Source organism: Corallococcus exercitus, from assembly GCF_003611585.1.
Classification (GTDB): domain Bacteria; phylum Myxococcota; class Myxococcia; order Myxococcales; family Myxococcaceae; genus Corallococcus; species Corallococcus exercitus.
In genome coordinates, this window is the sequence record NZ_RAVW01000114.1 from 1 (window position 1) to 23,386 (window position 23,386).

At 70.0% G+C, this 23,386-nt stretch carries 23 protein-coding genes and 2 pseudogenes; 18 read left to right on the forward strand and 7 right to left on the reverse strand.

Going from position 1 to position 23,386, the window contains the following annotated elements; genetic code table 11:
* A pseudogene (locus D7W79_RS16285) lies at positions 1-288 on the reverse strand (hypothetical protein); the annotation flags it as partial.
* Between the two features lie 238 nt (positions 289-526).
* Here D7W79_RS16285 and D7W79_RS16290 point away from each other — a divergent pair.
* The 4 genes from D7W79_RS16290 to D7W79_RS16305 all read left to right on the forward strand — a co-directional run bounded on the left by D7W79_RS16290 (position 527) and on the right by D7W79_RS16305 (position 4,084).
* Entirely contained in the window at positions 527-1,015 is a 489-nt protein-coding gene (locus D7W79_RS16290) for a Fur family transcriptional regulator (RefSeq protein WP_171432938.1), read from the forward strand.
* Positions 1,012-1,560: a TlpA family protein disulfide reductase gene (locus D7W79_RS16295; RefSeq protein WP_120526314.1), complete on the forward strand. Its 549-nt coding sequence runs from the start codon at positions 1,012-1,014 to the stop codon at positions 1,558-1,560. The genes D7W79_RS16290 and D7W79_RS16295 overlap by 4 nt, the downstream gene beginning before the upstream one ends.
* Before the next feature lie 83 nt (positions 1,561-1,643).
* A complete protein-coding gene (locus tag D7W79_RS16300) occupies positions 1,644-1,925 on the forward strand; it encodes an FtsB family cell division protein (RefSeq protein WP_043321623.1) in 282 nt (93 codons plus the stop codon).
* Positions 1,922-4,084 carry a sensor domain-containing diguanylate cyclase gene (locus D7W79_RS16305; protein WP_120526296.1) on the forward strand — a complete coding sequence of 721 codons (2,163 nt, stop codon included), beginning with the start codon at positions 1,922-1,924 and terminating at the stop codon, positions 4,082-4,084. Before D7W79_RS16300 ends, D7W79_RS16305 begins: the two co-directional genes overlap by 4 nt.
* A gap of 6 nt (positions 4,085-4,090) precedes the next feature.
* Here the strand turns inward: D7W79_RS16305 and D7W79_RS16310 are convergent, their stop codons facing one another.
* Positions 4,091-4,579, reverse strand: coding sequence for a DUSAM domain-containing protein (locus tag D7W79_RS16310; RefSeq protein WP_338078806.1), 489 nt, complete (start codon positions 4,577-4,579; stop codon positions 4,091-4,093).
* On the reverse strand, positions 4,470-4,859 hold the full coding sequence (locus D7W79_RS16315; RefSeq protein ID WP_244221803.1) for a hypothetical protein: 390 nt from the start codon (positions 4,857-4,859) through the stop codon (positions 4,470-4,472). Before D7W79_RS16315 ends, D7W79_RS16310 begins: the two co-directional genes overlap by 110 nt.
* A 29-nt stretch (positions 4,860-4,888) precedes the next feature.
* On the opposite strand from D7W79_RS16315, the gene D7W79_RS16320 reads away from it, so the two are divergent.
* Positions 4,889-5,671, forward strand: coding sequence for a class I SAM-dependent methyltransferase (locus tag D7W79_RS16320; protein WP_171432941.1), 783 nt, complete (start codon positions 4,889-4,891; stop codon positions 5,669-5,671).
* Between the two features lies 1 nt (position 5,672).
* On the opposite strand, the gene D7W79_RS16325 is transcribed toward D7W79_RS16320, so the two are convergent.
* Positions 5,673-7,382 carry an HAD-IG family 5'-nucleotidase gene (locus tag D7W79_RS16325; RefSeq protein ID WP_120526299.1) on the reverse strand — a complete coding sequence of 570 codons (1,710 nt, stop codon included), beginning with the start codon at positions 7,380-7,382 and terminating at the stop codon, positions 5,673-5,675.
* Between the two features lie 70 nt (positions 7,383-7,452).
* On the opposite strand from D7W79_RS16325, the gene D7W79_RS16330 reads away from it, so the two are divergent.
* Genes D7W79_RS16330 through D7W79_RS16355 form a run of 6 tightly spaced genes read left to right on the forward strand, consistent with a single transcriptional unit; the run spans position 7,453 to position 14,322 of the window.
* A complete protein-coding gene (locus D7W79_RS16330; RefSeq protein ID WP_120526300.1) occupies positions 7,453-7,773 on the forward strand; it encodes a hypothetical protein in 321 nt (106 codons plus the stop codon).
* The gene (locus tag D7W79_RS16335; RefSeq protein ID WP_208729749.1) at positions 7,770-10,094 is read left to right on the forward strand and encodes a serine/threonine protein kinase; all 2,325 of its coding nucleotides are present in this window, start codon (positions 7,770-7,772) and stop codon (positions 10,092-10,094) included. The genes D7W79_RS16330 and D7W79_RS16335 overlap by 4 nt, the downstream gene beginning before the upstream one ends.
* A gap of 5 nt (positions 10,095-10,099) precedes the next feature.
* Positions 10,100-10,759 carry a response regulator gene (locus tag D7W79_RS16340; protein WP_120526316.1) on the forward strand — a complete coding sequence of 220 codons (660 nt, stop codon included), beginning with the start codon at positions 10,100-10,102 and terminating at the stop codon, positions 10,757-10,759.
* Positions 10,760-10,786: 27 nt separating this feature from the next.
* Entirely contained in the window at positions 10,787-12,127 is a 1,341-nt protein-coding gene (locus tag D7W79_RS16345) for a M16 family metallopeptidase (RefSeq protein ID WP_120526301.1), read from the forward strand.
* A gap of 3 nt (positions 12,128-12,130) precedes the next feature.
* Complete coding sequence (locus tag D7W79_RS16350) at positions 12,131-13,624, forward strand: M16 family metallopeptidase (RefSeq protein ID WP_120526302.1); 1,494 nt, start codon at positions 12,131-12,133, stop codon at positions 13,622-13,624.
* Positions 13,621-14,322: an RluA family pseudouridine synthase gene (locus tag D7W79_RS16355; protein WP_120526303.1), complete on the forward strand. Its 702-nt coding sequence runs from the start codon at positions 13,621-13,623 to the stop codon at positions 14,320-14,322. Before D7W79_RS16350 ends, D7W79_RS16355 begins: the two co-directional genes overlap by 4 nt.
* A 9-nt stretch (positions 14,323-14,331) precedes the next feature.
* Here the strand turns inward: D7W79_RS16355 and D7W79_RS16360 are convergent, their stop codons facing one another.
* Genes D7W79_RS16360 through D7W79_RS16370 form a run of 3 tightly spaced genes read right to left on the reverse strand, consistent with a single transcriptional unit; the run spans position 14,332 to position 17,177 of the window.
* Positions 14,332-15,171: a hypothetical protein gene (locus D7W79_RS16360; protein ID WP_120526304.1), complete on the reverse strand. Its 840-nt coding sequence runs from the start codon at positions 15,169-15,171 to the stop codon at positions 14,332-14,334.
* Positions 15,168-16,574 (reverse strand): hypothetical protein, encoded by a 1,407-nt coding sequence (locus D7W79_RS16365; RefSeq protein ID WP_120526305.1) that lies wholly within the window; start codon positions 16,572-16,574, stop codon positions 15,168-15,170. Before D7W79_RS16365 ends, D7W79_RS16360 begins: the two co-directional genes overlap by 4 nt.
* A 45-nt stretch (positions 16,575-16,619) precedes the next feature.
* Positions 16,620-17,177, reverse strand: coding sequence for a hypothetical protein (locus D7W79_RS16370; RefSeq protein WP_120526306.1), 558 nt, complete (start codon positions 17,175-17,177; stop codon positions 16,620-16,622).
* 238 nt (positions 17,178-17,415) lie between these two features.
* Here D7W79_RS16370 and D7W79_RS16375 point away from each other — a divergent pair, with 238 nt between their 5' ends.
* The 7 genes and pseudogenes from D7W79_RS16375 to D7W79_RS16405 form a co-directional block, all read left to right on the forward strand.
* Entirely contained in the window at positions 17,416-18,231 is an 816-nt protein-coding gene (locus D7W79_RS16375) for an MlaE family ABC transporter permease (RefSeq protein WP_120526307.1), read from the forward strand.
* Between the two features lie 62 nt (positions 18,232-18,293).
* Complete coding sequence (locus D7W79_RS16380) at positions 18,294-19,031, forward strand: ABC transporter ATP-binding protein (protein ID WP_120526308.1); 738 nt, start codon at positions 18,294-18,296, stop codon at positions 19,029-19,031.
* Positions 19,032-19,152: 121 nt separating this feature from the next.
* A complete protein-coding gene (locus tag D7W79_RS16385) occupies positions 19,153-20,682 on the forward strand; it encodes an MlaD family protein (RefSeq protein ID WP_120526309.1) in 1,530 nt (509 codons plus the stop codon).
* A gap of 127 nt (positions 20,683-20,809) precedes the next feature.
* Complete coding sequence (locus D7W79_RS16390) at positions 20,810-21,739, forward strand: PfkB family carbohydrate kinase (protein WP_120526310.1); 930 nt, start codon at positions 20,810-20,812, stop codon at positions 21,737-21,739.
* Between the two features lie 160 nt (positions 21,740-21,899).
* Positions 21,900-22,241 (forward strand): TIGR02266 family protein, encoded by a 342-nt coding sequence (locus D7W79_RS16395; RefSeq protein ID WP_120526311.1) that lies wholly within the window; start codon positions 21,900-21,902, stop codon positions 22,239-22,241.
* A 7-nt stretch (positions 22,242-22,248) separates the two neighbouring features.
* Positions 22,249-22,980 (forward strand): metallophosphoesterase family protein, encoded by a 732-nt coding sequence (locus D7W79_RS16400; RefSeq protein WP_120526312.1) that lies wholly within the window; start codon positions 22,249-22,251, stop codon positions 22,978-22,980.
* Between the two features lie 99 nt (positions 22,981-23,079).
* Positions 23,080-23,386 (forward strand): annotated as a pseudogene (locus D7W79_RS16405) (hypothetical protein); the annotation flags it as partial.

Consider the following 23,386-nt stretch of genomic DNA (forward strand, 5'->3'; position numbering starts at 1 on the left):
AGATGTGTATAAGGGACAGCCGCACTCCTGGCGCTGGGCCGCCAGCGACGGCGTCACGCCGCGCAGGATGTCCACCACCGCGAAGGGTCCCAGGGGGGACGTCTCCGGTTCACCGTCCGTGAGGGCGCGGACCCGGAAGTCCTCATCCTCAGTGAGGAGCGCGAGCGCCTCGCGGACCTGCTGTGCGGGGGCCGGAGCCTTCGCGCGTCGGCAGAAGTCCGACACCGCCACCGCCACCGGGGTGGGTACGTCATCGGGCTGCCGTCTTCTCTGCCAGGGACTGATCATGGAAAGGTTCGGAAAATTGCTCGTTTACGAGGGCGGATGCCTCTATCTTCGCGGCCAGACAGGTGTCAATGAGCCAGTCCGGCCTCAATGTAAACAGCCCACGCGCGGCGCAAGCCGAAGACGCCGAAGTCCGTGGTAGTCAGCGGGGGAGCGGGCGCTCGCTGAGGCCGGTTGGCGAAATTGTCTTGCGGGAGCAGGCATTCCCACCCCAACACATGGGGTGCTCCAGAGATTGCAGATGACGACCCATCACCACAGCCACTCCCATTCCGAGCAAGACAAGGACGAGGTGCTGGCCCGCTACATGGCCCAGCACGGCCTGAAGAGCACGCGCCAGCGCAGCCTCATCATCGACACGTTCTTCGAGGTGGGCGGCCACCTGTCCGTGGAGGAGCTGTGGAACAAGGTGCGCGAGCAGGACACCAAGGTGTCCGTGGCCACCGTCTACCGCACGATGAAGCTGCTCAACGAGTGCGGCCTGGCGCACGCCCGCAACTTCGGTGACGGGCAGACGCGCTACGAGGCAGCGGCGGGGCGCGAGCACCACGACCACCTCATCTGCACGAGCTGCGGCACCATCGTGGAGTTCGAGAACGACCGCATCGAGACGCTCCAGGACGCGGTGGCGCGCAAGCACGGCTTCACGGTGACGTCGCACAAGATGGAGCTGTACGGCCTGTGCCGTGAGTGCCAGCTCCGGGGTGGTCCTCCGGGGTCGGAGGCCTGAGCCGCGTGAGCCCGGTGCGACGACGCGCCCTCGCGTGCGCGGTGGCGCTGGGCATGCTCTGCGTGACGGGCCTGGGGGCCGGCTGTCACCGGAACAGCGGGCCTGTGGACGCCGGGCCCGCGTTCTACCGGGCGCTGTGGCTGCCGTCGGTGGGGCCCACGCGCTACGACCCGCGCCAGCTCCCGGGCAAGGTGGTGCTGGTGTCCTTCATGGCCACCTGGTGCTTCCCGTGCCTGGCGGACCTGCCCACGCTGAAGCAGCTGCAGGAGACGTACGGCCCCCAGGGCTTCCAGGTCGTCGCGGTGGGAATGGACATCGACGAGGGCCGGGTGCTGGGCCCGTTCGCGGACCACTACGCCTTTCCGTACCCGGTGCTGCTGTCGGATGACCGCATGCGCGCAGGCGAGAGCGCCTTCGGCCGCATCCGGGCGCTGCCCAGCACGGTGCTGCTGGACAAGCACGGCCGGGCGGTGGCCGCGTGGCAGGGCATCGAGGGCCAGGCGGACGTGGCGAAGGCCATCGAGAAGCTGCTGAAAGCGGACTGACTTCCGCCCCCGCTGGGGAGTGCTACAGGGCTGGAGCGGAATTCTTGCGGGCAGGGGGGCCGCTGGTACCTTCGCTGGCGCTCATGACGTCCCGGCGAAAGCTCCTGATGGTGGCGGCGGTGGTGGCGGTGGCCCTGAGCCTCGCTTCGGTGGCGGACGCCAAGGGCTTCCGTCGTTACCTGCGCCTGCGGCAGGACGTGGAGGCGCTCGACGAGCGCAACCGCGCGCTGGCCGCGCAGAACGACGCGCTTCGCAAGGAGATCGCGGCGCTGCGCCAGGACCCGGCGACGCTGGAGCAGTCGGTGCGTGAGGAGCTCGGCTACGTGAAGCCGGGCGAAATCGTCTTCCATCTGGAGTCGCCATGACCTCGCTATCCGTGGTGCCCTCTCCGGCGAAGCTCGTGCGCGCCTTCTTCCGCGCCATCCCCGCGGCGGTGGCGCTGGCCACCTTCGTGCACCTGGCGCAGGGCGGCTTCCGGGGCCTGCACACGCTGGGGTGGACGGAAGCGGCGCTCGTGATGGGGCTGCTCGTCGGCATCGGCATGGCGGCGTGGCGCCGGGCGATGCGCTCCTCGGTGGGCGCGGTCATCGACCTGCGCGACGACCTGGAGCTGGGCGGCGGGCTCATCTCCGCGGCCTTCATCGTGGTGGCCATCGGCGGCGGGGAGCTGTTCCCCATCGTGTATCTCTTGATGGCGTTCCTGGTGGCGTTCCTGCCGCGCAACGCGGGCATGACGCTCCTGGGTGTGGCGCTGGTGTACGACGGCCTGGTGACGCTGGGCGGGCCGGTGGTGAACGTCACCGGGTTCCTGACGCACACGCTGTTCCTGGCGCTGTTCGCGGGGCTGTACCACCTGGTGCTGTCCGCTCGGATGGCGGTGGCGAAGCGGGCGGAGTCGGACGCGGTGCAGAAGCGCATCCGCGAGGTGGAGGAGCGCGCGCGCACCTTCCGGCTGGTGTCCTCCGGCACGCAGGACAGCTTCAGCGGGATGAACTCCGACGAGAAGTGGCTGGTCGCGTCGGTGAAGGAGATTGAAGGCGCGGTGCACGCGGCGCTGGAGATCGCCGAGACGGGCCTGCGCACGGACACCTGCGCGGCGTTCCTGCTCACGTCGGACGACCGGAGCCTGAAGCTGTACGACTGCCGGTCCGCGTCGGAGCGGGTGCAGCGGGAGAAGTTCAACGCGGGCGAGGGCATCATCGGCGGGGTGCTGAAGCGCCGCGCGCCGGTGCGGATGAACTCGCCGCAGGGGCTCAAGGGCGTCACGTACTACGAGGGCGGCGGCCCCACGGTGCAGGCGCTGCTCGCGGTGCCCATCCTGGAGGGCAGCGGTCTGGTGCGCGGCGTGCTGGTGGCGGACAAGCTCAAGAACGAGCCGTTCACGGACCAGGACGAGAAGATGCTCACCACCATCGCCGGAGAGGTGCTGCGCTCCATCGAGGTGGAGCGGGTGATGAGCTACATCCGCAAGACGCGCGACGAGAAGGACCGGTTCTTCCGCGCCATCGAGGAGCTGAACCGCGCGGGCAGCCCGGACCAGGTGTTCGTGGCGGTGCTGGAGGCGACGCGGCAGCTGGCGGGGCTGGACTTCTGCGCGGTGACGCTGGTGTCGGAGCAGGAGGGCAAGCGGGTGCACCGCGTGATGCGGATGACGGGCGTCACGGCGCAGGGCAAGGCGCTGGAGGGGCGCACGTTCCAGGACAACAACGGCCTGGTCGCGAACGTGGTGCGCTACGGGGCGCCGCTGCCGGGGCGGGACATCAAGGCGATGGACCGCCAGGTCATCTTCGATGAAGAGACGCAGGTGCGCGGCCTGGGCGCGCTGAAGATCTTCCCACTGGTGGCGGGGGACCGCATCCTGGGCACGCTGGTGGCGGGGTCGCGCAAGAAGACGGCCTTCGAGCAGGACGTGCTGCGGATGATTGAGGTCATCGCCATCCAGGCGGCGCAGGCGGTGTTGCGCGCGCAGCTCTACGAGCAGATGGAGCGGATGGCGACGACGGACGGCCTCACGGGGCTGCTCAACCACCGCACGTTCCAGTCGCGCGCGGACGAAATCCTGGCGCAGGCGCGGCGGTACAACCGCAAGTGCTCCATCATGTTGACGGACGTGGACCACTTCAAGAGCGTGAACGACACGTACGGGCACCCGACGGGCGACCAGGTGCTCAAGGGCGTGGCGCGCATCATCAAGACGCTGGCGCGGGACACGGACGTCGTCGCGCGCTACGGCGGCGAGGAGTTCGTGATGGTGATGCCGGAGACGGACGTGCAGGGCGCGAAGATCATCGCCGAGCGCATCCGCGAGGCGGTGATGGCGGAGGTGTTCCAGACGGAGATGGGCCCGCTGCGCATCACGATGTCGCTGGGCATCGCGACGTTCCCGGACAACGCCATGGAGAAGCAGCAGATGATCGACCTGGCGGACCAGTGCCTCTACCACTCCAAGCGCAACGGCCGGAACCAGTCCGTGACGGTGGCGCAGATGCAGGGTGGCCGGAAGCTCCAGGCGGTCGCGGAGTAGGGCGGTTCAGTCCAAGTCCGCGAGCTGCCCTTCCGCGAGCTCGCGGTAGTACGGCACGACTTCCGCGGCAAGCAGGTCCCGCATCTGCTGGCGCGCGCCGTCCAGGTCGCCCTGGTCGCGCAGGCGGTACATGCGGTGGAGGGCATCGCTCATGCGCCGGGAGCCCTCCGTGACGCGTTGACGCATCTGGTGGAGGAGTGCCGTCGCGGCCTCCGGTGTGCGCAAGCCGGCTTCTACTTCTGCGGGGGGCATGGCCACGGAAGGGCCGGCTCGGCGCAGGAGCGCGCGTAGGGCGTCATCCAGGACGACCGTTCCCTCCTGCTGGGCGCGCGTGTCGCGGACACGGAGTTGATGCCAGTCGCCTTCGAGATCTTCGACCATGGCGTCACTTCCTGGTGGGAGCGCAGGCCTTGAAGGGCCACTCGTGCTGCCCCTCGCAATACCGCAGGCAATCGTAGCAGCGCCCCTTCCAGCCCTGGTTCTTGCAGTCGACATAGCTGCGGATGCACGCCTGCTGCCATTCAGGGAGCTGGGCGTTGTTGGCGAAGTCGTCTTCGGTCAGGCGTGAGGCTTCGTAGGCCGTTTTCAGGACGGTGAGTGCGGCAACGGCCTCGGCCTCCGAAGCGCCGCAGCTGTCGACGGGGCTCAGGGGATGCGCCTTGATGCAGCAGCTCATGGTGGAGTCCGCAGGGGTGCAGGTCGCGAGCGGTGCGGCAGCGCAGCCTCCCGTGAAGGCCCCTCCGGCGAGCACGGCAATCCAGACCCGAAAGTTCATGAGGCGCATGGTATGGGACCTTGCTTGCGATGACCCCGCTTCCCCTCGCCGTCACCACCAGCACGAAGACGGACGTGGCCACGGTGCGCGAGGCGCGGGCCGTGGCGCAGCGGTGGAACCTGCCGTTTCTCTCGCGCCGCTCCAGTGAGGGCATCGCGCCCTGGCTGGGCACGAAGGTGGATGCGCTGCTCGTCGTGGGCGGCGATGGCGTGACGCTGTGGGAGCCGCAGGGGTCGTTCGGCTTCCACGCGGGCATGGCGCACCTACGACGCATGCGCCTTCGGCAGGGGCAGCGCGACGACGCGTTCCTCAAGGTCGCGGAGATCGTCCCAGGGGATGCCGTGCTCGACTGCACCCTGGGGCTGGCTCAGGACGCGCTGGTGGCGTCGCTCGCCGTGGGCCCCACGGGCCGGGTGGTGGGCCTGGAGAAGAGCCTGCCCCTGTGCATCGTCGCCGCGGAGGGGCTCCAGCGCTACGACCGGGGTGCGGACTCCTGCGCCATCGAAGTGATCCACGCGGACGCGCACGCGCATCTGAAGTCGCTGCCCGCGAAGTCCTTCGACGTCGTCTTCTTCGATCCGATGTTCGCCAAGCCCAAGAAGGCCCAGCCCGCCTTCGACGTCCTGCGCCGCTTCGCGGAGCATGCCCCCCTCACGCCCGAAGCAGTGGAGGAGGGGAGGCGCGTCGCCCGGCGCTGGGTCGTCGTGAAGGGCGCCCGGCACACCGACGACCTGCGCAAGCTGGGCATCGAGCCGGCGCCCACGTCGCGCTTCAGCGACGTCATCTGGGGCCGGCTTCCCGCGACCCCCTGAGCTACTCCTTCTCCAACGAACCCTTCGGCGGACCCTCACTGCCCATCGGAGACATCTTGCTCGACAGCGCTCCGGCCTGCTCGTGCGCCATCAGGTCGCGCGGCGAGCGGTAGTACTGCATCGGCGAGTGGTGCAGGAAGTTCGACACGCGGCTCGTGTAGAGACACGCGTACTGCTCCACCTGGTAGCCGAAGCGGCTGTTCTCGTTGCCCTCCTTGAACAGCAGGCCCCAGTACGGGTTGAAGCCCTCCTCGACGTCGCGCTCCAACGTGTCCGCGATGCCGTTGGTCTCCTTCAACGACCGGCGCAGCTTCTCCAGCTCCGCCTTCGTCTTCTTGCGCAGCTCCTCCACCTCCAGCCGCTCCGCCGCGGGAAGCTCCTCGCGCTCCAGCCTGCGCTCCAGGCTGTTCAACACCGTCTTGCGGTGGTTCACCTCGTCGTCCAGCCGCGCGCGCGTCAGCTCCACCTCGGACAGCGTGACGATCTCCTCGCGCCGCTGATCCGTGTAGGTGATCTCGTCCTCGATCTCCTGGACGATCATGCACGTGCGCCACAGCGACGCCTTCTTCGACTTCAGGATGTCGCCGTAGATGTGGTCGCCCACGTAGAGGATGTGCTCGCCCCGGTAGCCGGTGAACTCCTCGAACTGGGCCAGGTTGCCTCCGGAGTACACCGTGCCGCGCTCCAGCGACTTCGCCTCACCGACGACCTTGCCGGCCTCCGTGGACGAATCCAGCTCCAGGAACGGCCGGGCTTCCGTGAAGAACGCCGGCTTGCCCGCCGCCGTCACCGTGAAGTCGAAGTAGTTGCGCCAGCTGGGGTACTCCGGCAGCTGCCCGTCCAAGAGGTAGCGCATCACCGCGTTCGTGTAGTCCCACGCGGAGTTCGTCAGCAGGAACAGCCGCTTCCCGCCCGAGCGCAGCTTGTGCAACGCCGGCCCCAGCTCCGGGTCCAGGAACACGTAGCGCGCCAGGTCCTTGCGGATCTCCCGCTTGAGCGAGTTGTCCCGGTGCACCGTGTCGATGGCTTCCCGGATGTCGTCGTAGAGCTTGCCGTAGTTCACGGTGTGCCCCAGCGACTCCATCAGCTCGATGATGCCCGAATACAGGCACGTCTCCGGCAGCGCGAAGAGCGTGTCGTTCCACGCGAACTGCGGGTTGCGCAGCCGCACGCGCTTGTTGCGGTACAGCTCCTTCCACGCGTCGCGCTTCAGCGGCCGCAGGCCGTGGTACGCGCGCCCCACGTGACCGAAGCGGTCCATCTTCAGCACGTTGCCGTTCACGCGGTCCACGGCCAGCCCGCGCATCACGAAGTGGTGGTCGTAGAGCAGGCCGCCCACGAACGGCGGGTAGCCGTACTCGCTGATCAGCTTCGCCAGCGTCATGTCGAACGACAGCTGCTCCAACCGGCGCATGTGGTAGATGGCCAGCGTGTAGTCCATGTCGAAGCCGATGAGCTCGACGTGGTCCATGCGCAGGTTGCGGTTGACGAACACGTCCCGCGAATGCGGCACCTGGGTGGTGGGCTCGCGCGGCGTGGTGAGCAGTCGGCCGAGCACGTCGTCGGTGAGCAGGTCCCTCGCACGGCGGGCCGCGTCTTCGGCGTGCTCGCGGCGGATGGAGGAACGGAAGCTCCCGTGCAGCGGATCCACGGAGGGTCCGCCCGGGATGGGCTGGGCAGGGGAGAGTAGAGGCACGGGACCCCCAAACATAACACGCGCCGCTCGCCCTTCGCCCGCGTCCTTGCGGGCTTCGCACGGGGCTGGCACGCTCTGTCCAACGATGCGCACCCCACGTCCATCCCCGGCCTCCGCCGAGGACCTCCACGCGCGCCTGTCCGCTCGCATCACCGCGCTGGAGGACCGGGTGCGCCGGCTGGAGGCCCGACTGGCCCTGGAGGCCCGCAAGCCGCCCCCCGTCCGCACCCGCGCCAGCGTCTCCGCCGCCACCGTCCGCACCGCCCGGCCCCGGCCGCGCTGCCCCGGCTGCACCCTGGAGCTGCCCCGCGGACGGCGCGGTGAGTCGTGCGTCTGGTGCGGCTTCATGTTCGCCGCCGTGCCCCGCCGCGCGAGCGCGCCCAAGACGCCCCGGAAGCCCCGATGAGCGGGACGTACCGGCTCACCGGCCGCACGGAGGCAGGGGACCTGGCGGAGCTGTACGAGGCCCTGCTGCTGCCCACCCTCCCCGTCGCGGTGAAGCTCTTCCTGCCGCGCACCTCCGACCCTGGCTACGCCCGCGAGCTGGCGGAGACGGTGCGGCGGCTCCAGCCCGTGCGCCACCCGGGCCTCCTCCACGTCGTGGACGTGGGCTTCGTGAAGCAGCGGCTCGCCGTGGTGCGCGAGGACGTGGACGGCTTCACGCTGGGCATCGCGCTCCAGCGCCTCAACACGAAGGAGGTCCTGCTGCCGCCCACGGTGGCGCTCTCCATCGTCATCCAGCTCCTGGAGACCGTGCAGCTCGCGCACGACGCGGGCGTCGTCCACGGGGCCATCACCCCCGGCAACATCCTGCTGTCCCGCGACGGCTTCCCGGCCATCTGCGACTTCGGCGCGCTCCAGGCGCTCCTGTCCGTGCCCCAGCTCAAGCGCACGTTCGCGCACCGGGGCCGCAGCGCGTACCGCGCGCCGGAGGTCACTCGCGGGGAGACGCCAACGGAGGCGTCCGACGTGTATTCGCTGGGCGCCATCGCCTACGAGCTGCTCACGCTGCGCGAGGCCGTGGTCCCCGGCAGCGGTGTCAGCACCCGGCGCGAGACGCTGCCCCCGCCCAGCCGGTTGGACCGGCGGATCAACTCGCGCCTGGATCCGGCCATCATGCGCGCGCTGGATCCCGCGCCCCAGCGGCGCTTCCGCTCGTGCGGTGAGTTCGCCCAGGCGCTGCGCAACTTCCTCTCCGCGGGCGGCGGCCTGCCCGGTCCCGAAGAGGTGGGGCGCTTCGTGTCGGAGCTGTTCCCCAACGAGGTGAGCCTCGCGGCCCCCGGGCCCGTGCCGTTCGCTGAGCCCTTCCAGCTGGAGCCCGTCTCCGGCGCGGAGATGGAGGACCTGCACGCCGAGGAGCACGAGGCGTCCATCGTCCAGCGCGCGCCGTACAGCCGCGCACCCACGGAGCACGAGGCCTCCGCGGACACGCAGGAGGCCGCGCCCGGCTTCGAGGCGTTCCGTCCCCAGGACTACGCGCCGGATGCGCCCGAGGACGACGCACCCGCCCCGGAGCCCGAGCCCGCGAGCGAAGCGCGGAGCACCGACCCTTCACACGCGGGGCCGCTGGAGCAGGGCTGGGACGCGCCGCCCGGAGTCCTCGCGCAGAAGTCCCGCCGTCAGGCCAGCGCGGAGGGCCCTGCTTCCTCGCGCGCCGGGCGCAACCCTCGCGTGAAGGTGGTCGAGGACTTCTCCGGGCCGCCCCTGGGCGAGGACGAACCGCCCGTGCCCACCGGCCGCCGCGCCGCCATGCGCCCCGGAGTGCCCCTGGGCGCGGAGGAGCCCGTCCCCCCCTCGGGCCGCCGCCCGGCCCTGCGGCCCGGACAGCCCTCCGGGGTGCCCCTGGGCTCCGACGACGAACCGCCGCCCTCCACGAAGCGCCCGGCCCTGCGCCCCGCGCCCGGTGCCGGCGGCAGGGCCCCCGGTCAGGAGACGGCGATCCTCCCCGCGGGCGGAGGAACGCCCTCCGCGGCCCCCAGGGCTCTGGAGGCGGCCGTGCCCCGCCAGGAGCGCCGGGGCCGCGCCGAGCCCACCGAGGCCCTTCCTCCCGAGCCCCGCTCGGAGCGCCGCGCGGCGCCTCCCAGGCCGGAAGGCCGCGTGCGCAGCGACATGGCGGAGCCCGCGCCGTCGGACCGGCACCTGCCCGTGCACCAGCGCTTCGACACGGTGGAGACGCCGAGCATGAACGCGGTGGACGCGGGCACCCGCCGCAAGCGCCTGCTCTTCATCGCGGGCGGCATCGCCCTGGTGGGCCTGTTCATGTTCGCGGTCGCCGCGTGGCGGCTGGGCCTGGATCCGGTGCACGAACCGGAGCTGCCCCGCTACGACCCGAACGCGCCCGTGGCGAACGGCACCTCGGGGCAGACCGCGAACCCGTCCGCGCTCAAGCCCATCACACCCCCTCCGCCCGCGCCGCCGCCCAACCCGGACGCGCGGGACGTGGAGGACGAGGACGCGGAAGCGGACTCCGCCGAGCCGGGCGTGCCCCCCAAGAACCAGCGCGCTTTCCTCACGTTGCGCACGAACCTCCCGGCGAACGTCTTCATCGACGGGGCCCGGGTGCGCCGCGCGACGCCGCTGGTGAACTACCCGGTCCGCGTGGGCACGCGCGACATCCGCGTGGTGGCCATCTCCACCGGCGAGCAGAAGGACTTCCAGCTCCGCTTCTCGCGGGGCCAGCACCAGAAGCTGGAGGAACAGTTCCAGCCTCCCCCCACCAGGCGGTGAGTTCCGTGGAGCGCACGCGCATCTTCGTCGTCGAGGACCAGCCCCAGCTCCTGCGCAACCTGGTCAAGGTGCTGGGCACCTTCCCGGAGCTGGAGGTGGTGGGCACCTCCCAGGATGGCGAGCAGGCGGTGGACGACATCGTCCGCGAGCGCCCGCAGCTCGTCCTGCTGGACCTGGAGCTGCCGGGGTTGAACGGCATCCAGGTGACCCAGAAGGTCAAGCGCCGCGCCCCGGAGGTGGAGATCCTCATCCTCACGTCCTTCGAGGACGAGCAGAAGGTCTACGAGGCCATCCAGGCGGGCGCGTCCGGCTACCTGGTGAAGCGGGTGGGGCCGGAGAAGATACGCTCCGGCATCCAGGAGGTCATGGACGGGGGCACCGTGCTGGAGCCCATCATCGCGCGGCGCTTCTGGAACTACTTCCAGTCCGTCCAGGCGAAGCCCGCCCAGAAGCCCGCCGAGCTGCCCTGGGGGCTGACGGCCCTGGAGCTGGACGTCCTGCGCTACGTGGCCAAGGGCCTGTCCAACGCGGAGGTGGGGCGGGTGATGACGCTGGAGCGGCGCACGGTGCGCACGCACCTGTCGCATATCTACCGGAAGATGGGCGTCAACTCCCACGTGGACGCGGTGGTGAAGGCCCTGCGTGAAGGTGTCGTGGATCTCTAGCCCCGCCGTGGTTACGGTGAGGCACCTATGTCCAAGGCATCCCCGCGGTCCACCGCCGTGCGCGCGGTGGACCCCACCCTCGCCGCCCTCTTCGACGTTCACGAGGCAACGCTGCCCAACGGCCTGAAGGTCCGCCTGCTGGCGAACCACCAGGCCCCGGTAGTGAGCCTCTACACCTTCTTCCAGGTGGGCAGCCGCAACGAGCGGCCCGGCATCACCGGCATCAGCCACCTGTTCGAACACATGATGTTCAACGGGGCGAAGAAGTACGGCCCCAAGATGTTCGACAAGACGCTGGAGTCCAACGGCGGCCGCTCCAACGCGTACACGTCCAACGACATGACGGTGTACTACGACGACTTCTCCGCGGACGCGCTGGAGACGGTGCTCGACCTGGAGTCGGACCGGATGCGCTCCCTGCGCATCTCCCAGGAGACGTTGACGAGCGAGCGCCAGGTCGTGATGGAGGAGCGCCGCGTCCGCGTGGACAACGAAATCCCCGGCATGATGGACGAGGAGCTGGGCACGCTCGTCTACAAGGCGCACGCGTACCGCTGGCCCGTCATCGGCTGGATGGCGGACATCGAGAACATCACCCGCGAGGACTGCCAGGAGTACTTCCGCACGTACTACGCGCCCAACAACGCGGTGCTCTACATCGTCGGGGACATCGACCCGAAGAAGACGCTCGCGCTGGTGCGCAAGTACTACGGGAACATCCCGCGCGGCCCCACGCCGGCGCCGGTGCTCAACGCGGAGCCGGAGCAGAAGGGCGAGCGCCGCGCCGTGGTGCGCCACCCCGCGCAGTCGCCGTCGGTGATGATCGGCTTCCGCGGCCCCGCCGCCAGCGACGAGGACACGCTGGTGCTGGACGTCGTCCAGTACGTCCTCACCAAGGGCGAGGGCAGCCGGCTGGTGAAGTCGCTGGTCTACGACCAGAAGGCCGCCGTGTCGGTGATGCTCGACTGGAGCTGGCGCATCGACCCGGGGACCATCCTGTTCTACCTGGAGCTCAAGCCGGACTCGGACCCCGCGAAGGTGGAAGCCTTGCTGTACGCGGAGCTGGAGAAGCTGGCGCGCGAGGGCGTCACCGACAAGGAGCTGCAGAAGGCGAAGAACAACCTGCGCGCGGACCACCTGCGGGAGCTGTCCACCAACAGCGGCCGGGGCCACGCCCTGGGCCACTACGAGGCCCTGCTGGGAGACTGGCGCGAGGGGCTGTCCCTGCCGACCTTCTACGCGAACGTCACGGCGGAGCAGGTGAAGGCCGTGGCCGCGAAGTACTTCGCCCCCGAGCGCCGCTCGGTGGTCACCCTCCATCCCGAAGCCGGCGCTGAAGAGGCCGGTGACGAAGCGGCGGAGGCGTAACCCATGGCCTCCCGAAAGATCGCCTCCGTGAAGAACACCGTCCGTAAGGCCGCCAAGGCCGTGCGCAAGCAGGCCACCGCCGCGCGCAAGAAGGTCGCGCAGGCGAAGAAGGCCGTCCCGTCCCGGGCGAAGAAGCTGCTGAAGGCCGTGCCCGCGCCGAAGTCCGCCGCCACCGGCGAGCTGAAGCTGCCCGTGCTGCATGAGAGCATCACGTCCACGGGCCTGAAGGTCATCGCCGCCGAGCGCGGGCCGCTGCCGCTCGTGTCCGTGCGGCTGGTGATGCGCGCGGGCGGCGTGTGGGATCCGCCGGGCAAGGACGGCCTGGCGGACTTCACCGCGCGGCTGCTGCGCCGGGGCACCAAGCGCATGGACGCGGATGGCATCAGCGAGGCCATCGAGTTCGTGGGCGCCAGCCTCTACGCGGGCGTCAACGAGGACGTGCTGTCCGTCTACCTCACCACGCCCGCGGAGCACTTCTCCGCGATGCTCGACGTGCTGGGGCAGGTGGTGCGCGAGCCCACGTTCCCGGAGCAGGAAGTGGTGGACGCCCGGGAGCGCGCGCTGGCGCAGTTCGCCAACGACCTGGATGATCCGTCCTCCATCGCGGACCGCGCCTTCACGCGCGCCGTGTGGGGGGACCATCCGTACGGGCGCGACCTGGGCGGCAACAAGCGCACCGTGTCCACGTTCACCCGCGACGACGTGGTCCGCTTCCACGCGGAGTGCATGGGGCCGAAGATCTCCCTGCTGACGGTGGTGGGCGCCATCGCCCCGGAGACCGTGGCCGCGGAGGCGGAGCGCGCCTTCGCCGGCTGGACGGGCGGCCCCGACGCCGAGCCGATGCTGCCCCGCAACCAGGAGCCGCTGGCGAAGGCCGGGACGGTGCTGCTGGTGGACAAGCCGGACCAGACGCAGTCCCAGGTGCGCCTGGGCGGCCCGGGCTTCTGGCTGGGCCACGAGGACTACTTCCCCGCCACGGCCATGAACATCGCGCTGGGCGGCGGCTTCACGTCGCGGCTGATGAACGAGATCCGCGTCAACCGGGGCCTCACCTACGGCGTCAGCTCCTACTTCGACACGATGAGTTCGGGCGGCATCTTCGCGCTGTCCACGTTCACGAAGACGGCGTCCACGCGGGAGATCATCGACGTGGCGCTGAAGGAGATCCACGGCGTGCGCGACGCGGGCTTGAAGCCCCGCGAGCTGAAGGACGCGCAGAGCTACCTGGCGGGCCTCTATCCGCTGCGCACGGAGACCAATGAGTCCGTGGCCTCTGTCATCGCGGACATGCGCATGCATGGCCTGGGCGACGACTGGGTGGAGAAGTTCCGCGACCGGCTGCGCGCGGTGACGCCCAAGGACGTGGCCGCCGCGGCGAAGAAGTACGCGTTCGCGGACCGGCCGGTCATCGTGGTGCTGGGCAAGGCGTCGGAGGTGAAGCCGCTCCTGGAAGGGCTGGGCCCCATCACCGTCGTGCCGGCGTCGGACTACGAATGAGCGGAGAGGTTCCCCGCGTCCTCTTCGAGGGCGCGGGCGTGATGGTGGTGGACAAGCCGGCCGGGGTGCTCGTCATCCCCGGCCGCGAGGGCGGCCCGTCCCTGCGCGACACGCTGGAGGCGCACCTGGGCCGCAAGGTGTACGTGGTGCACCGGCTGGACCGGGACACCTCCGGCGCCCTGGTGTTCGCGCTGGACGCGGACGTGCACCGCGCGCTGTCCCAGGCCTTCGAGACGGGCAAGGTGCGCAAGCGCTACCGCGCCCTGGTGGAGGGCCGGCTGGAGGCGCCCCGGATGGTGGACGCGCCGCTGGTGGCCGGCCGCAAGGGACGCATGCGCGTGGCGAGGCCGGAGGAGCCGGACGCAAAGCCATCACGCACGCGGGTGCGCCCGGTGGAGACCTTCGCGCGCGCGTCCCTGGTGGAGGCGGAGCCGATGACGGGCCGCACGCATCAGATTCGCGTGCACCTGCTGTCGCTGGGGCACCCGCTGCTCGTGGATCACCAGTACGGCCGCGAGGCTCCGCTCACGGAAGGCGACCTGGGAGGGCAGGGGAGCCAGGAGGTGCTGACCCGGACGCCGCTGCACGCCGCGCGCGTGGAGTGGCCCGCGCTGCCCGGAGTGCCCGCGCGCGGGGTGGATGCACCGCTGCCGTCGGACATGCAGCGCACGCTGGAGCTGCTGCGCGCGGCGGGGTGAGCCCGCGCGCTACTTGTACGGCTCCAGCCGGAACGTGTTGGACTCGCCGGTCACGCCGAAGCTGTCCACGGCGTTGAGGTGCACGTTGCCCGCGGGCGCGTCCATGACGATGGTCGCGTCGCACACGCCGCTGTCGCACGGGCCAATCTTGGTCGGCGTCACGGTGCCGCGTGAGGCGAACAATTCCAACGAGCCCTGGAAGTGCCCGGCCCGCGGCCCCTGGGCGCGCACCGTGATGGCGAAGGACGTCCGGCTCATGCGCGTGCCTTCGATGGCGTCGAAGGCGTAGGCCGTGATGTCGCCCTCGCGCATCGGATCATCCGGTCCCGGCCCCGCGTCCCGCGGATCGCCGCAGTCTTCGGTGTCGACCCCGGCGTCACGGCACTTGACGATGGGCCCCGCGTCGGAGGCCATCAGCACGCCGCCGTCCTCGAGGATGGGCGGATCCACGCCCTCCTGTCCTGGAGGGCGCAGGGTGAGGGCCTCCCTGGCCACCGCCTCGCGACCGTCGTCCAGCCGCAGCCGCACCGCGTGCACGCCCGCGCCCAGGCCCCGGGGCACCGTGGCGATGGCGACGCCGGTCGGGTCGAAGCGCGTCACCGTCGCTTCCTCCTCGTCCACCCAGATGCGGCCCGAACCCATGCGCGCATCCACCTTCTGCGTGCCGTAGTCCACCGCCACGGCGTAGCGCGCGTCGAACCGGACGGTGATGTCGTCGTCCTTCGTGTTCACCGGCAGCGTCGCGGGCTCCACGCCGGTGATGCTGGGTGGGGGCAACGACTCGGGACCGCCCGTGCAGGCCCACGCCAGCACCGCCATCCCCACCATGCCCAGGCCCGCGCGCTTCACGGAACGAACCTCAGCCCCGCGGACACGGACACGCCGCCCAGTTCGGCGCGAAGCGACGGTGTCTCCACGGGCGCCAATGCCCCGCGCACTTCCGTGAGGATGCTCCAGCGTCCCAATTGATAGGCGCCCTGCGCGGCCAGGAATCCCATGGCGCGCACTCTGCGCTCATCCACGACGGCGGGAAAGACGTCCGCGGTCCCAATGGCATCCGTCGACAGGTGATGACTCAAAGCCAGCACGCCCCCGCCTGCACGGCCGTCCAGCTGGAAGGAGCCCCGTTGAAAAAGGGTGACCCGCGCGGACAAAAGCAGGGGGACTCCCCACACGCGCGAGTGCACGTCCGTGGCGCCCTGGCGTCCATCCAGGCTCGCGTGACGCAGGCCCACCTCCGCCTCCGCCGCCACGCGCCCGCGCCACAGGGGCAGCGGCACGGACACGCCCAACCCCAGCAGCGGTCCACCATTGGCGCCGCTCGCGAACGCCGCGCCGCCCAGGAGGAACAGCGACGTGAGTCTCGATGTCGGGATCCGGACCCCGTGTGCCGGGAAAAGGATGACGTGGTCCGGGATGATCACCCCCTCCGCGGGCCGTGCGGTGGCGGGCTTCACCGCGCCCTGGAGCCGCACCGCGTCCCCGGCGGGCGCATCACTCCAGCGCACGGAGACAGACACGTCCGTGGCGTCCGTGCGCGGCTGCACCGTGTAGCGCGCGCGCTCCGGAGCCACCGGCTTCACGGTGGCGCCCTCCGCTTCCACGGTCAGCTCCGAGGCGGAGATCCGCTCCGGGTCGCCCGCGATGATCAGCCAGCCTCCGCCCTCCACGGGCAGCGGATCCGGCGTGAGCGCGGCGACGAGCGGACGATTCGCGGGCACCTCCAGCGGCGCGCTGCGATCCGTGGTGAGCGTGCCCCGGGTCGCGAGCACGCGCGCCTCCTTCGCATCCGGAGGCACCTCCACGGGCACCTGCGCCCGGCCGTGCCCGTCCGCCTTCACCGGGCCGAATCTCGCGTCGCCCACCGCGACCACCACCTCCGCGCCCGGCGCGGTGGACACGTCCAGCGTGGTGCGCCCCAGGAGCGGCAGCACCACGGTGGTGACGTCCGGCGCGCGGCCGTCCTCCACCCAGAACGCGAGCACCGCCCACAACGGGTAGCGCACCGACGGAGGCGTCCAGTGGAAGACGCGCTCGGCGCCGCCCTCCAGCCGCTCTTCCGCCCAGGTGCCGGAGGAAGCCGCCGCGCGCACGGGGCCGGCGCCCTTGGGCACCCGCACCCGCACCTCCACGGCCGTGTCCTTCCCGAGCACCACGCGCCCGGGCGTCGCCTCCACCTCCGGCGGTTCCGCCCGCGCCACGGCGGCACCCAGCATCAGGAGGCAGACAGCGAAGTGGAGCGGCGGACGCATACGGGAAACCCAGCGTCCCAGTTGACCGCCGCTCCGGCCTCCGGGTCAATCCCCGGAAGGCAGGGAAGTCTCAGCAGCCCCTTCCTCCTCGGGAGGAGGCTCGGCCATGGGCTTGTCCGCGGGCCCCGCCTGCCGGGTCGTGGGAGGGCTGAAGGCGGGCCGGTCCGTCGGAACCCCGCCGCGGCCGTGCACCAGCGTCTTGGTGTCCGAGCGGAAGGTGAGGTCCACCTTGTCGCCGCGCACCGCAGTCACCAGGCCCACCCCGAACGTCGGGTGGTGGATCACCTGATCCACCTTGTAGGTGTCCTTGGGGCTGTACTTGGGAGCGCTCGCGATGTCCTTGCCCGCCAGCTGCTCGTCGAAGGAGATGACCACCTTCTCCGCGCGGGGCGTGCCGGACGCGGCGCGCGGGGCCCGGGTCGAGGCGGCCTTGGGGCGGTCCGTGACGCCCGCCGCGCCCCGGAACGCGTGATCACCGCCGCAGGTGTTGCAGCGGACGCGCACGATCTTCGGACCCACCATCGCGAGGATGGTGTGCGCCAGATTCATCTTGCAGCGGGTGCACTGGGCATCCACCTCGCCGCCGACCTTCAGAGTAGCCATGCTGTCGTGTCGCTCTGGCCCGGCAACTCCCCTTTGAGGGGCGCGCCGGGCGTGGAAAGTAAAGGGCCGCGGAACATAACGGCCGACCCCAGGCGGAGGAAGCCCCATCGCATCCCACCTTCGCGCCGCGTGGGAGCCCCCCTGGCGACCAGCCGATATGGAGGTGGGGGTGGGATGGGCGACGCTTGAGTTCCCTTGTGCCGCCGTCCGGAGCACGTAGAGTCGCCCGCCTGAACGCATGACCACCGAGACCCCCAGCAAACCCAACCGGTTCACCGGCGCCTTCACTCAGTCGGTGGAGGGCCTCGGCAAGGGCATCATCGACGTCGTCAGCAGCATTGGCGGCGTGGTGGCCCTGGGCCTGGACGTCTTCCGCTGGAGCGTGCGCCGCCCGTTCCGCCTGCACAACCTCTTCACCCAGCTGGACTTCGTGGGCGTGGGCTCCATCTTCATCGTGGGGCTCACCGGCACGTTCACCGGCATGGTGTTCGCCCTCCAGACGTCCACGGCCTTCGCCCTGTTCGACGCGGAGAGCCTGGTGGGCCCCACCGTGGCCCTGACGCTCACGCGCGAGCTGGCCTCCGTGTTCGCCGCGCTGATGGTCACCATGCGCGCCGGCTCCGCCATGTGCACGGAGCTGGGCACCATGCGCGTCACCGAACAGGTGGACGCGCTGGAGACCATGGCCGTCAACCCGGTGCAGTACCTGCTGGTGCCCCGGGTGCTCGCGGGCCTGTTCATGGTCCCCGCGCTCACCATGCTCTTCAACACCACGGGCATGTCCGGCGCCTACGTCGTCGCCGTGTTCGGCCTGGGCATCTCCCCCGGCACGTTCCTGTCGCGCACCCAGCAGTGGATGGCCCCGTCGGACGTCTACGAGGGCCTCCTCAAGGGCGCCATCTTCGGCCTCTCCGTGGCCCTCATCTGTTGTTACAAGGGCTTCAACGCGTCCGGCGGCGCCAAGGGCGTGGGCCAGGCCACCACGGAGGCGATGGTCTCCAGCGCGCTGGCCATCTTCATCCTCGATTTCATCGTCGGCATGATGATGCACTGATGGGCCCGCCGACTCCGCCCCCGCCCGAGTCCACCGGCGCTACCGCCGGAACCTCGAAGGCGATGATCCAGATCGTGGACCTGCACAAGACGTTCGCCGGGAACAAGGTCCTCACCGGCATCAACCTCACCGTGCCCGCGGGCAGCACCTGCGTCATCCTGGGCGGCTCCGGCTCCGGCAAGACGGTGCTGATGAAGCACATGATTGGCCTGCTCAAGCCGGACAGCGGCCAGGTCATCGTGGACGGGCAGGACATCGTCCCCATGAGCGTGGAGGGGTTGCAGCAGGTCCGCCGCAGCTTCGGGATGGTGTTCCAGGCCGCCGCGCTCTTCGACTCCATGACGGTGTTCGAGAACGTCGCCTTCCCGCTGCGCCAGCACACGAAGCTGTCCGAGGACGAGATCCGCGTGCAGGTGCGCAAGCGCCTGGACCTCATGGGCCTCAAGCGCGAGGTGGAGGGCCGCTTCCCCGCGGACCTGTCCGGCGGCATGCGCAAGCGCGTGGGCCTGGCGCGCGCGGTGGTGCTGGACCCCAAGGTCGTCCTCTACGACGAGCCCACCACCGGCCTGGATCCCATCACCACGGACTCCGTGGACGACATGATCCTCACCGCGCAGAAGGAGCTGGGCGTCACCAGCGTGGTCATCAGCCACGACATCGCGTCCGCCTTCAACGTGGCCAACCAGATCGCCTTCCTGTCCAAGGGCGTCATCGTGGAGCACGGCCCGCCGGAGCAGCTGCGGGAGTCCCAGCACCCGGCCGTCCAGGTCTTCCTCCAGACGTGGTTCGGCAAAAACTAGTAGGACACCGGGAGGGGAACCCGGTCCCCCAAGGATTCCAGCCCTTCATGAAAAGCTGGCACCCGGCATGCAAATCGTTAGAGTCCCGCGCGGCCGGTGGTAGCGCTCGGAGTCACATCAGGTGAAGAAGCTCGTCACGCCCTTCCGTGTTGGCCTGCTGGTCCTCGCCGCCGGGGGCTTCCTCATCACGTTCGTGCTGTTCGCCAAGAAGGGCGGGCTGAGCGACCGTGATTCCACCCAGGTGTGGGCCTACTTCCGGGACGCGTCCGGGCTCGCGGTGCGCGGCCGGGTGCAGATCGCCGGCATCCCCGTGGGGGAGATCAGCGACATCAGCCTGGAGGGCACCCGCGCGAAGATCTGGCTGAAGATCCGCAAGGGCGTGGACATCCGCCAGGACGCCGCGGTCACCAAGCGCTCGGAGTCGCTCCTGGGCGACTACCTGCTGGACCTGAACCCCGGCACGGAGCAGGCGCCGGAGCTGGAGAACGGCGGGCAGATCCGCCGCGTCATCGACACCCAGGGCGTGGAGGCCGTCTTCGAGTCCCTGTCGCAGATCACCTCCGACATCCAGCAGGTGACCGGCGCGCTGCGCGAGGTGCTGGGCGGCGAGAAGGGCGCGGGCAGCCTGGAGCGCATCGTGGAGAACCTGGTCCGCCTGTCGGACTCGGTGGACGCGACGGTGCGCCGCAACACGGACCGCCTGGACACCATCATGGCGAACGTGGAGGGCGTGTCCTCCGACGTGCGCGCCATCACCCAGGGCAACGGCGCGGAGGTCACCCGCATCGTCACCAACGTGGAGATGATCACCCAGGACGTCCGCGAGGTGCTCGGCACCGTCAAGAACATCGTGGGCAGCGGGGAAGGGGAGCTCAAGGACAGCGTCTCCAGCCTCAAGCAGACGCTGGGACGGCTGGACAGCACCCTGGCCAACCTGGAGGAGATCACCCGCAAGGTGAAGGACGGCGAGGGCGCCGCGGGCGCGCTGCTCACCGACGAGCAGCTGGGTCAGCGCGTGAGCGAGGCCGTCACCGACGTCAGCGAGTTCGCCACCCGCCTCTCCACCCTCCAGACGGAGGTGGGCCTGTTCAGCACCTACCTGGTGTCCCAGGGCGCGTCGAAGAACGGCCTGACGTTGAAGCTCATCCCCAAGCCGGACAAGTACTACCTGCTGGAGATCATCGACGACCCGCGCGGCTCCGTCAGCACGCAGGTGGTGCAGACGAACCCGCCGTCGGAAGGGGACCCGGTCATCCAGACGCAGAAGGTGACCAAGGAGTCCTTCAAGGTCAGCCTCCAGTTCGCCAAGCGCTACTACTTCACCACCCTGCGCGTGGGCCTCATCGAGTCCACCGGCGGTGTGGGCGCGGACCTGCACTTCTTCGACGACGCGCTCACCCTGAAGATGGACGCGTTCAACTTCACCGCGGACGAGCTGCGCTACCCGCGGCTTCGCGCCATGCTGAAGGCCCAGGCGTTCGACCACCTGTACGCCATCGCGGGCATGGACGACATCCTCAACGCCAGGCAGCGTGACGCGGCCACCCGGCGCCTCATCGCCGGCCGCGACTTCTTCTTCGGCGCGGGCTTCTTCTTCACCGACGACGACCTGAAGGCCCTCATTACCACCACGGGCGTCCCGGTGTTCTAGACCGTTGTCCCCTTGACGTTGCCGGGAAGGTGTCGTACCCGGCACGGGCACGGGGTTTCCCCTGGAATGCGCCGTGCCCTGACGCGATGCCGTACGCGCGCCGGGTCACCCCCAGGAAGAAGCCTCCATGTCTCTTCTCGTCGTCGGTTCAATCGCGCTGGACTCGCTGGAAACGCCCTTCGGCAAGAAGGAGGACGTGCTGGGTGGCTCGGCCACCTACTTCTCCACCACCGCGTCCTTCTTCGGCCCCGTGCAGCTGGTGGCGGTGATTGGCGAGGACTTCCCGGAGTCGCACCTCCAGTTCCTGCGCGGGCGCGGAATCGACCTGGAGGGGCTCACCCGCGAGGCCGGCCGCACCTTCCGCTGGAAGGGCAAGTACGGCTGGGAGCTCAACGAGGCGCAGACGCTGGACACCCAGCTCAACGTCTTCGAGTCCTTCTCGCCCAACCTGCCGGCCGCCTACCGGGAGACGCCCTACGTCTTCCTGGGCAACATCCACCCGGAGCTCCAGTCGCGCGTGCTGGACCAGGTGAAGGCGCCCAAGCTGGTGGCCGCGGACACGATGAACTTCTGGATCCAGGGCAGCCGCCCCGCGCTGCTCAAGACGCTCCAGCGCGTGAACCTGCTCTTCATCAACGACGCGGAGGCCCGCCAGCTGTCCGGCGAGCACAACGTGGTGAAGGCCGCCCGCGCCATCCTGGCCATGGGCCCGTCCCGCGTGGTCATCAAGCGCGGCGAGCACGGCGCGCTCCTCTTCGACCAGGACCACATCTTCGCCTGCCCGGCGTTCCCCCTGTCGGAGGTCTTTGATCCCACCGGCGCGGGTGACACCTTCGCCGGCGGCTTCATGGGCACCCTGGCCACCTCCGCCTCCGGCAAGGTGGATCAGCAGCTGTTGCGCAAGGCCATGGTCATGGGGAGCGTGATGGCCTCCTTCACCGTGGAGAAGTTCAGCCTGGAGCGCCTGCGCGAGGTGCAGCGCCCGGAGATCCACGCCCGCTTCGCCGAGTTCAAGAAGCTCACCCACTTCGACGACCTGGGCCCGCTGGGCGGGTAGGGGAGTTCAGCAGGGGGCATGCGGCCCGGTGTGGAACTTGACGGGCCGCACCCACCCTCCCTAGGCTCGACCGGACGCAGTGGATGAATAAATCCGGTGCGGACGTCCTTTTTCAGCGCCGACGTGGACAGGCAGGTTCCGCGTCGGGAGGTCCCCCCGGTTGAGCGAAAATCGAAAGCACGCGCGGGTCGGCACCCTCCTGCGCTGCTGGTGCGAGGGTGAGAACGTGACCCTGTATGCACGCATCGCCAACCTGAGCGAGGGAGGCCTCTTTCTCAGGACGAGCACCCCGCTGGCGGCGGGGACGCGGGCGCAGGTGCGGCTCACCCAGCAGGCGACGGACACGCAGTTGCAGGCGCAGGCCACGGTCGTCTGGTTGCGGCAGGACGAGCAACCCGCCGGCCGGCCCCCGGGCATGGGCCTGAGATTCGAAGCGTTGGACGCGGACGCCCTGACGAGTCTGCGGCGCATCATCTCCCAGTCCCAGCAGACCCCCCGATAGGGCTCCCATGCGCATCGCCGTCATCTCCGACATCCACTCCAACATCGAGGCCCTCACGGAGGTGCTGAGGGTGGCGGAGCACCAGAAGGTGGACCGCTTCGTGTCGCTGGGGGACATCGTCGGTTACGGGGCGTCCCCCAACCCGTGCTGCGACCTGGTGCGCTCGGTGGCGGAGATCACGCTCCTGGGCAACCACGACGCCGCGGTGGCGGGGCGGATGGACTACTCGTACTACTACGACGCCGCCCGGCACGCGCTCGACTGGAGCGCCAACGTCATCTCCGACGAGAACCTGGCCTGGCTGCGCAGCCTCCCGTACACATACCGCATCGGCGAGGTGGGCTTCTGCCACGGCTCGCCCATCGACCCGAAGGCATACGAGTACATCTTCGCGCTGGAGCAGGCGCGCGAGCTGACGCCGTACGTGGCGGAGCTGCCGGAGGTGACGTTCATCGGGCACAGCCACCTGTGCCGCGCGTTCGCCATTGGCAACGGCGAGGTGAACGACGTGGTGGCCCAGAAGTTCGTGCTGCGCAAGGGCTACAAGTACATCGTGTCCGTGGGCAGCGTGGGCCAGCCGCGCGACTACGACAACCGGGCCTGCTTCGTCATCTGCGACACGGACGCGCGCACGGTGGAGTACCTGCGCGTGGAGTACGACATCGAGACCTCCGCGCAGAAGATCTTCGACGCGGACCTGGCGCTCAACTTCGGCAAGCGGCTGTTCCTGGGCGTCTAGCCGCCTGACGCGGCCGTGCGGAAAAGCGGCGCGGGCGGACGGAAGGTGGCATAAACCGGGGCCGTGCGCCCCCAGGTCCCCCGTCCGAAGCGGCCCATCATGGGCCTTGGTCTCGCAGCCCTCCTCTTCGTCTCCGGGTGCAGCCGCGCCCCCGCGCCGCCCTCGCCCGAGTTCGAGCAGGCCAGCCGCCGGTGGACGGCGCTCTACGCCCAGAAGCTGGACGAGGCGTACCTGGACCCCTCCATCGGGGAGATCGAGGCGCAGCTGCAGCGCGTGCCCGCGGACAGCGTGGACTCCGCCGCGTCCCAGTCCCTGCTCCAGCGCATCCAGCAGGGCCGCTCCCGCATGCAGGCGGCCCAGGACGAGACGCGCCGCGCGGTGGCCAGCGCCCGCACGGTGCCCACCC

Excerpts from the sequence above, each read along its gene's own strand:
- D7W79_RS16290 (WP_171432938.1), top strand. The coding sequence starts at position 527 with ATGACGACCCATCACCACAGCCACTCCCATTCCGAGCAAGACAAGGAC.
- D7W79_RS16300 (WP_043321623.1), top strand. The coding sequence starts at position 1,644 with ATGACGTCCCGGCGAAAGCTCCTGATGGTGGCGGCGGTGGTGGCGGTG.
- D7W79_RS16305 (WP_120526296.1), top strand. The coding sequence starts at position 1,922 with ATGACCTCGCTATCCGTGGTGCCCTCTCCGGCGAAGCTCGTGCGCGCC.
- D7W79_RS16310 (WP_338078806.1), bottom strand. The coding sequence starts at position 4,579 with ATGTCGACTGCAAGAACCAGGGCTGGAAGGGGCGCTGCTACGATTGCC.
- D7W79_RS16315 (WP_244221803.1), bottom strand. The coding sequence starts at position 4,859 with ATGAACTTTCGGGTCTGGATTGCCGTGCTCGCCGGAGGGGCCTTCACG.
- D7W79_RS16320 (WP_171432941.1), top strand. The coding sequence starts at position 4,889 with ATGACCCCGCTTCCCCTCGCCGTCACCACCAGCACGAAGACGGACGTG.
- D7W79_RS16325 (WP_120526299.1), bottom strand. The coding sequence starts at position 7,382 with ATGTTTGGGGGTCCCGTGCCTCTACTCTCCCCTGCCCAGCCCATCCCG.
- D7W79_RS16330 (WP_120526300.1), top strand. The coding sequence starts at position 7,453 with ATGCGCACCCCACGTCCATCCCCGGCCTCCGCCGAGGACCTCCACGCG.
- D7W79_RS16335 (WP_208729749.1), top strand. The coding sequence starts at position 7,770 with ATGAGCGGGACGTACCGGCTCACCGGCCGCACGGAGGCAGGGGACCTG.
- D7W79_RS16345 (WP_120526301.1), top strand. The coding sequence starts at position 10,787 with ATGTCCAAGGCATCCCCGCGGTCCACCGCCGTGCGCGCGGTGGACCCC.
- D7W79_RS16350 (WP_120526302.1), top strand. The coding sequence starts at position 12,131 with ATGGCCTCCCGAAAGATCGCCTCCGTGAAGAACACCGTCCGTAAGGCC.
- D7W79_RS16355 (WP_120526303.1), top strand. The coding sequence starts at position 13,621 with ATGAGCGGAGAGGTTCCCCGCGTCCTCTTCGAGGGCGCGGGCGTGATG.
- D7W79_RS16365 (WP_120526305.1), bottom strand. The coding sequence starts at position 16,574 with ATGCGTCCGCCGCTCCACTTCGCTGTCTGCCTCCTGATGCTGGGTGCC.
- D7W79_RS16370 (WP_120526306.1), bottom strand. The coding sequence starts at position 17,177 with ATGGCTACTCTGAAGGTCGGCGGCGAGGTGGATGCCCAGTGCACCCGC.
- D7W79_RS16375 (WP_120526307.1), top strand. The coding sequence starts at position 17,416 with ATGACCACCGAGACCCCCAGCAAACCCAACCGGTTCACCGGCGCCTTC.
- D7W79_RS16380 (WP_120526308.1), top strand. The coding sequence starts at position 18,294 with ATGATCCAGATCGTGGACCTGCACAAGACGTTCGCCGGGAACAAGGTC.
- D7W79_RS16390 (WP_120526310.1), top strand. The coding sequence starts at position 20,810 with ATGTCTCTTCTCGTCGTCGGTTCAATCGCGCTGGACTCGCTGGAAACG.
- D7W79_RS16400 (WP_120526312.1), top strand. The coding sequence starts at position 22,249 with ATGCGCATCGCCGTCATCTCCGACATCCACTCCAACATCGAGGCCCTC.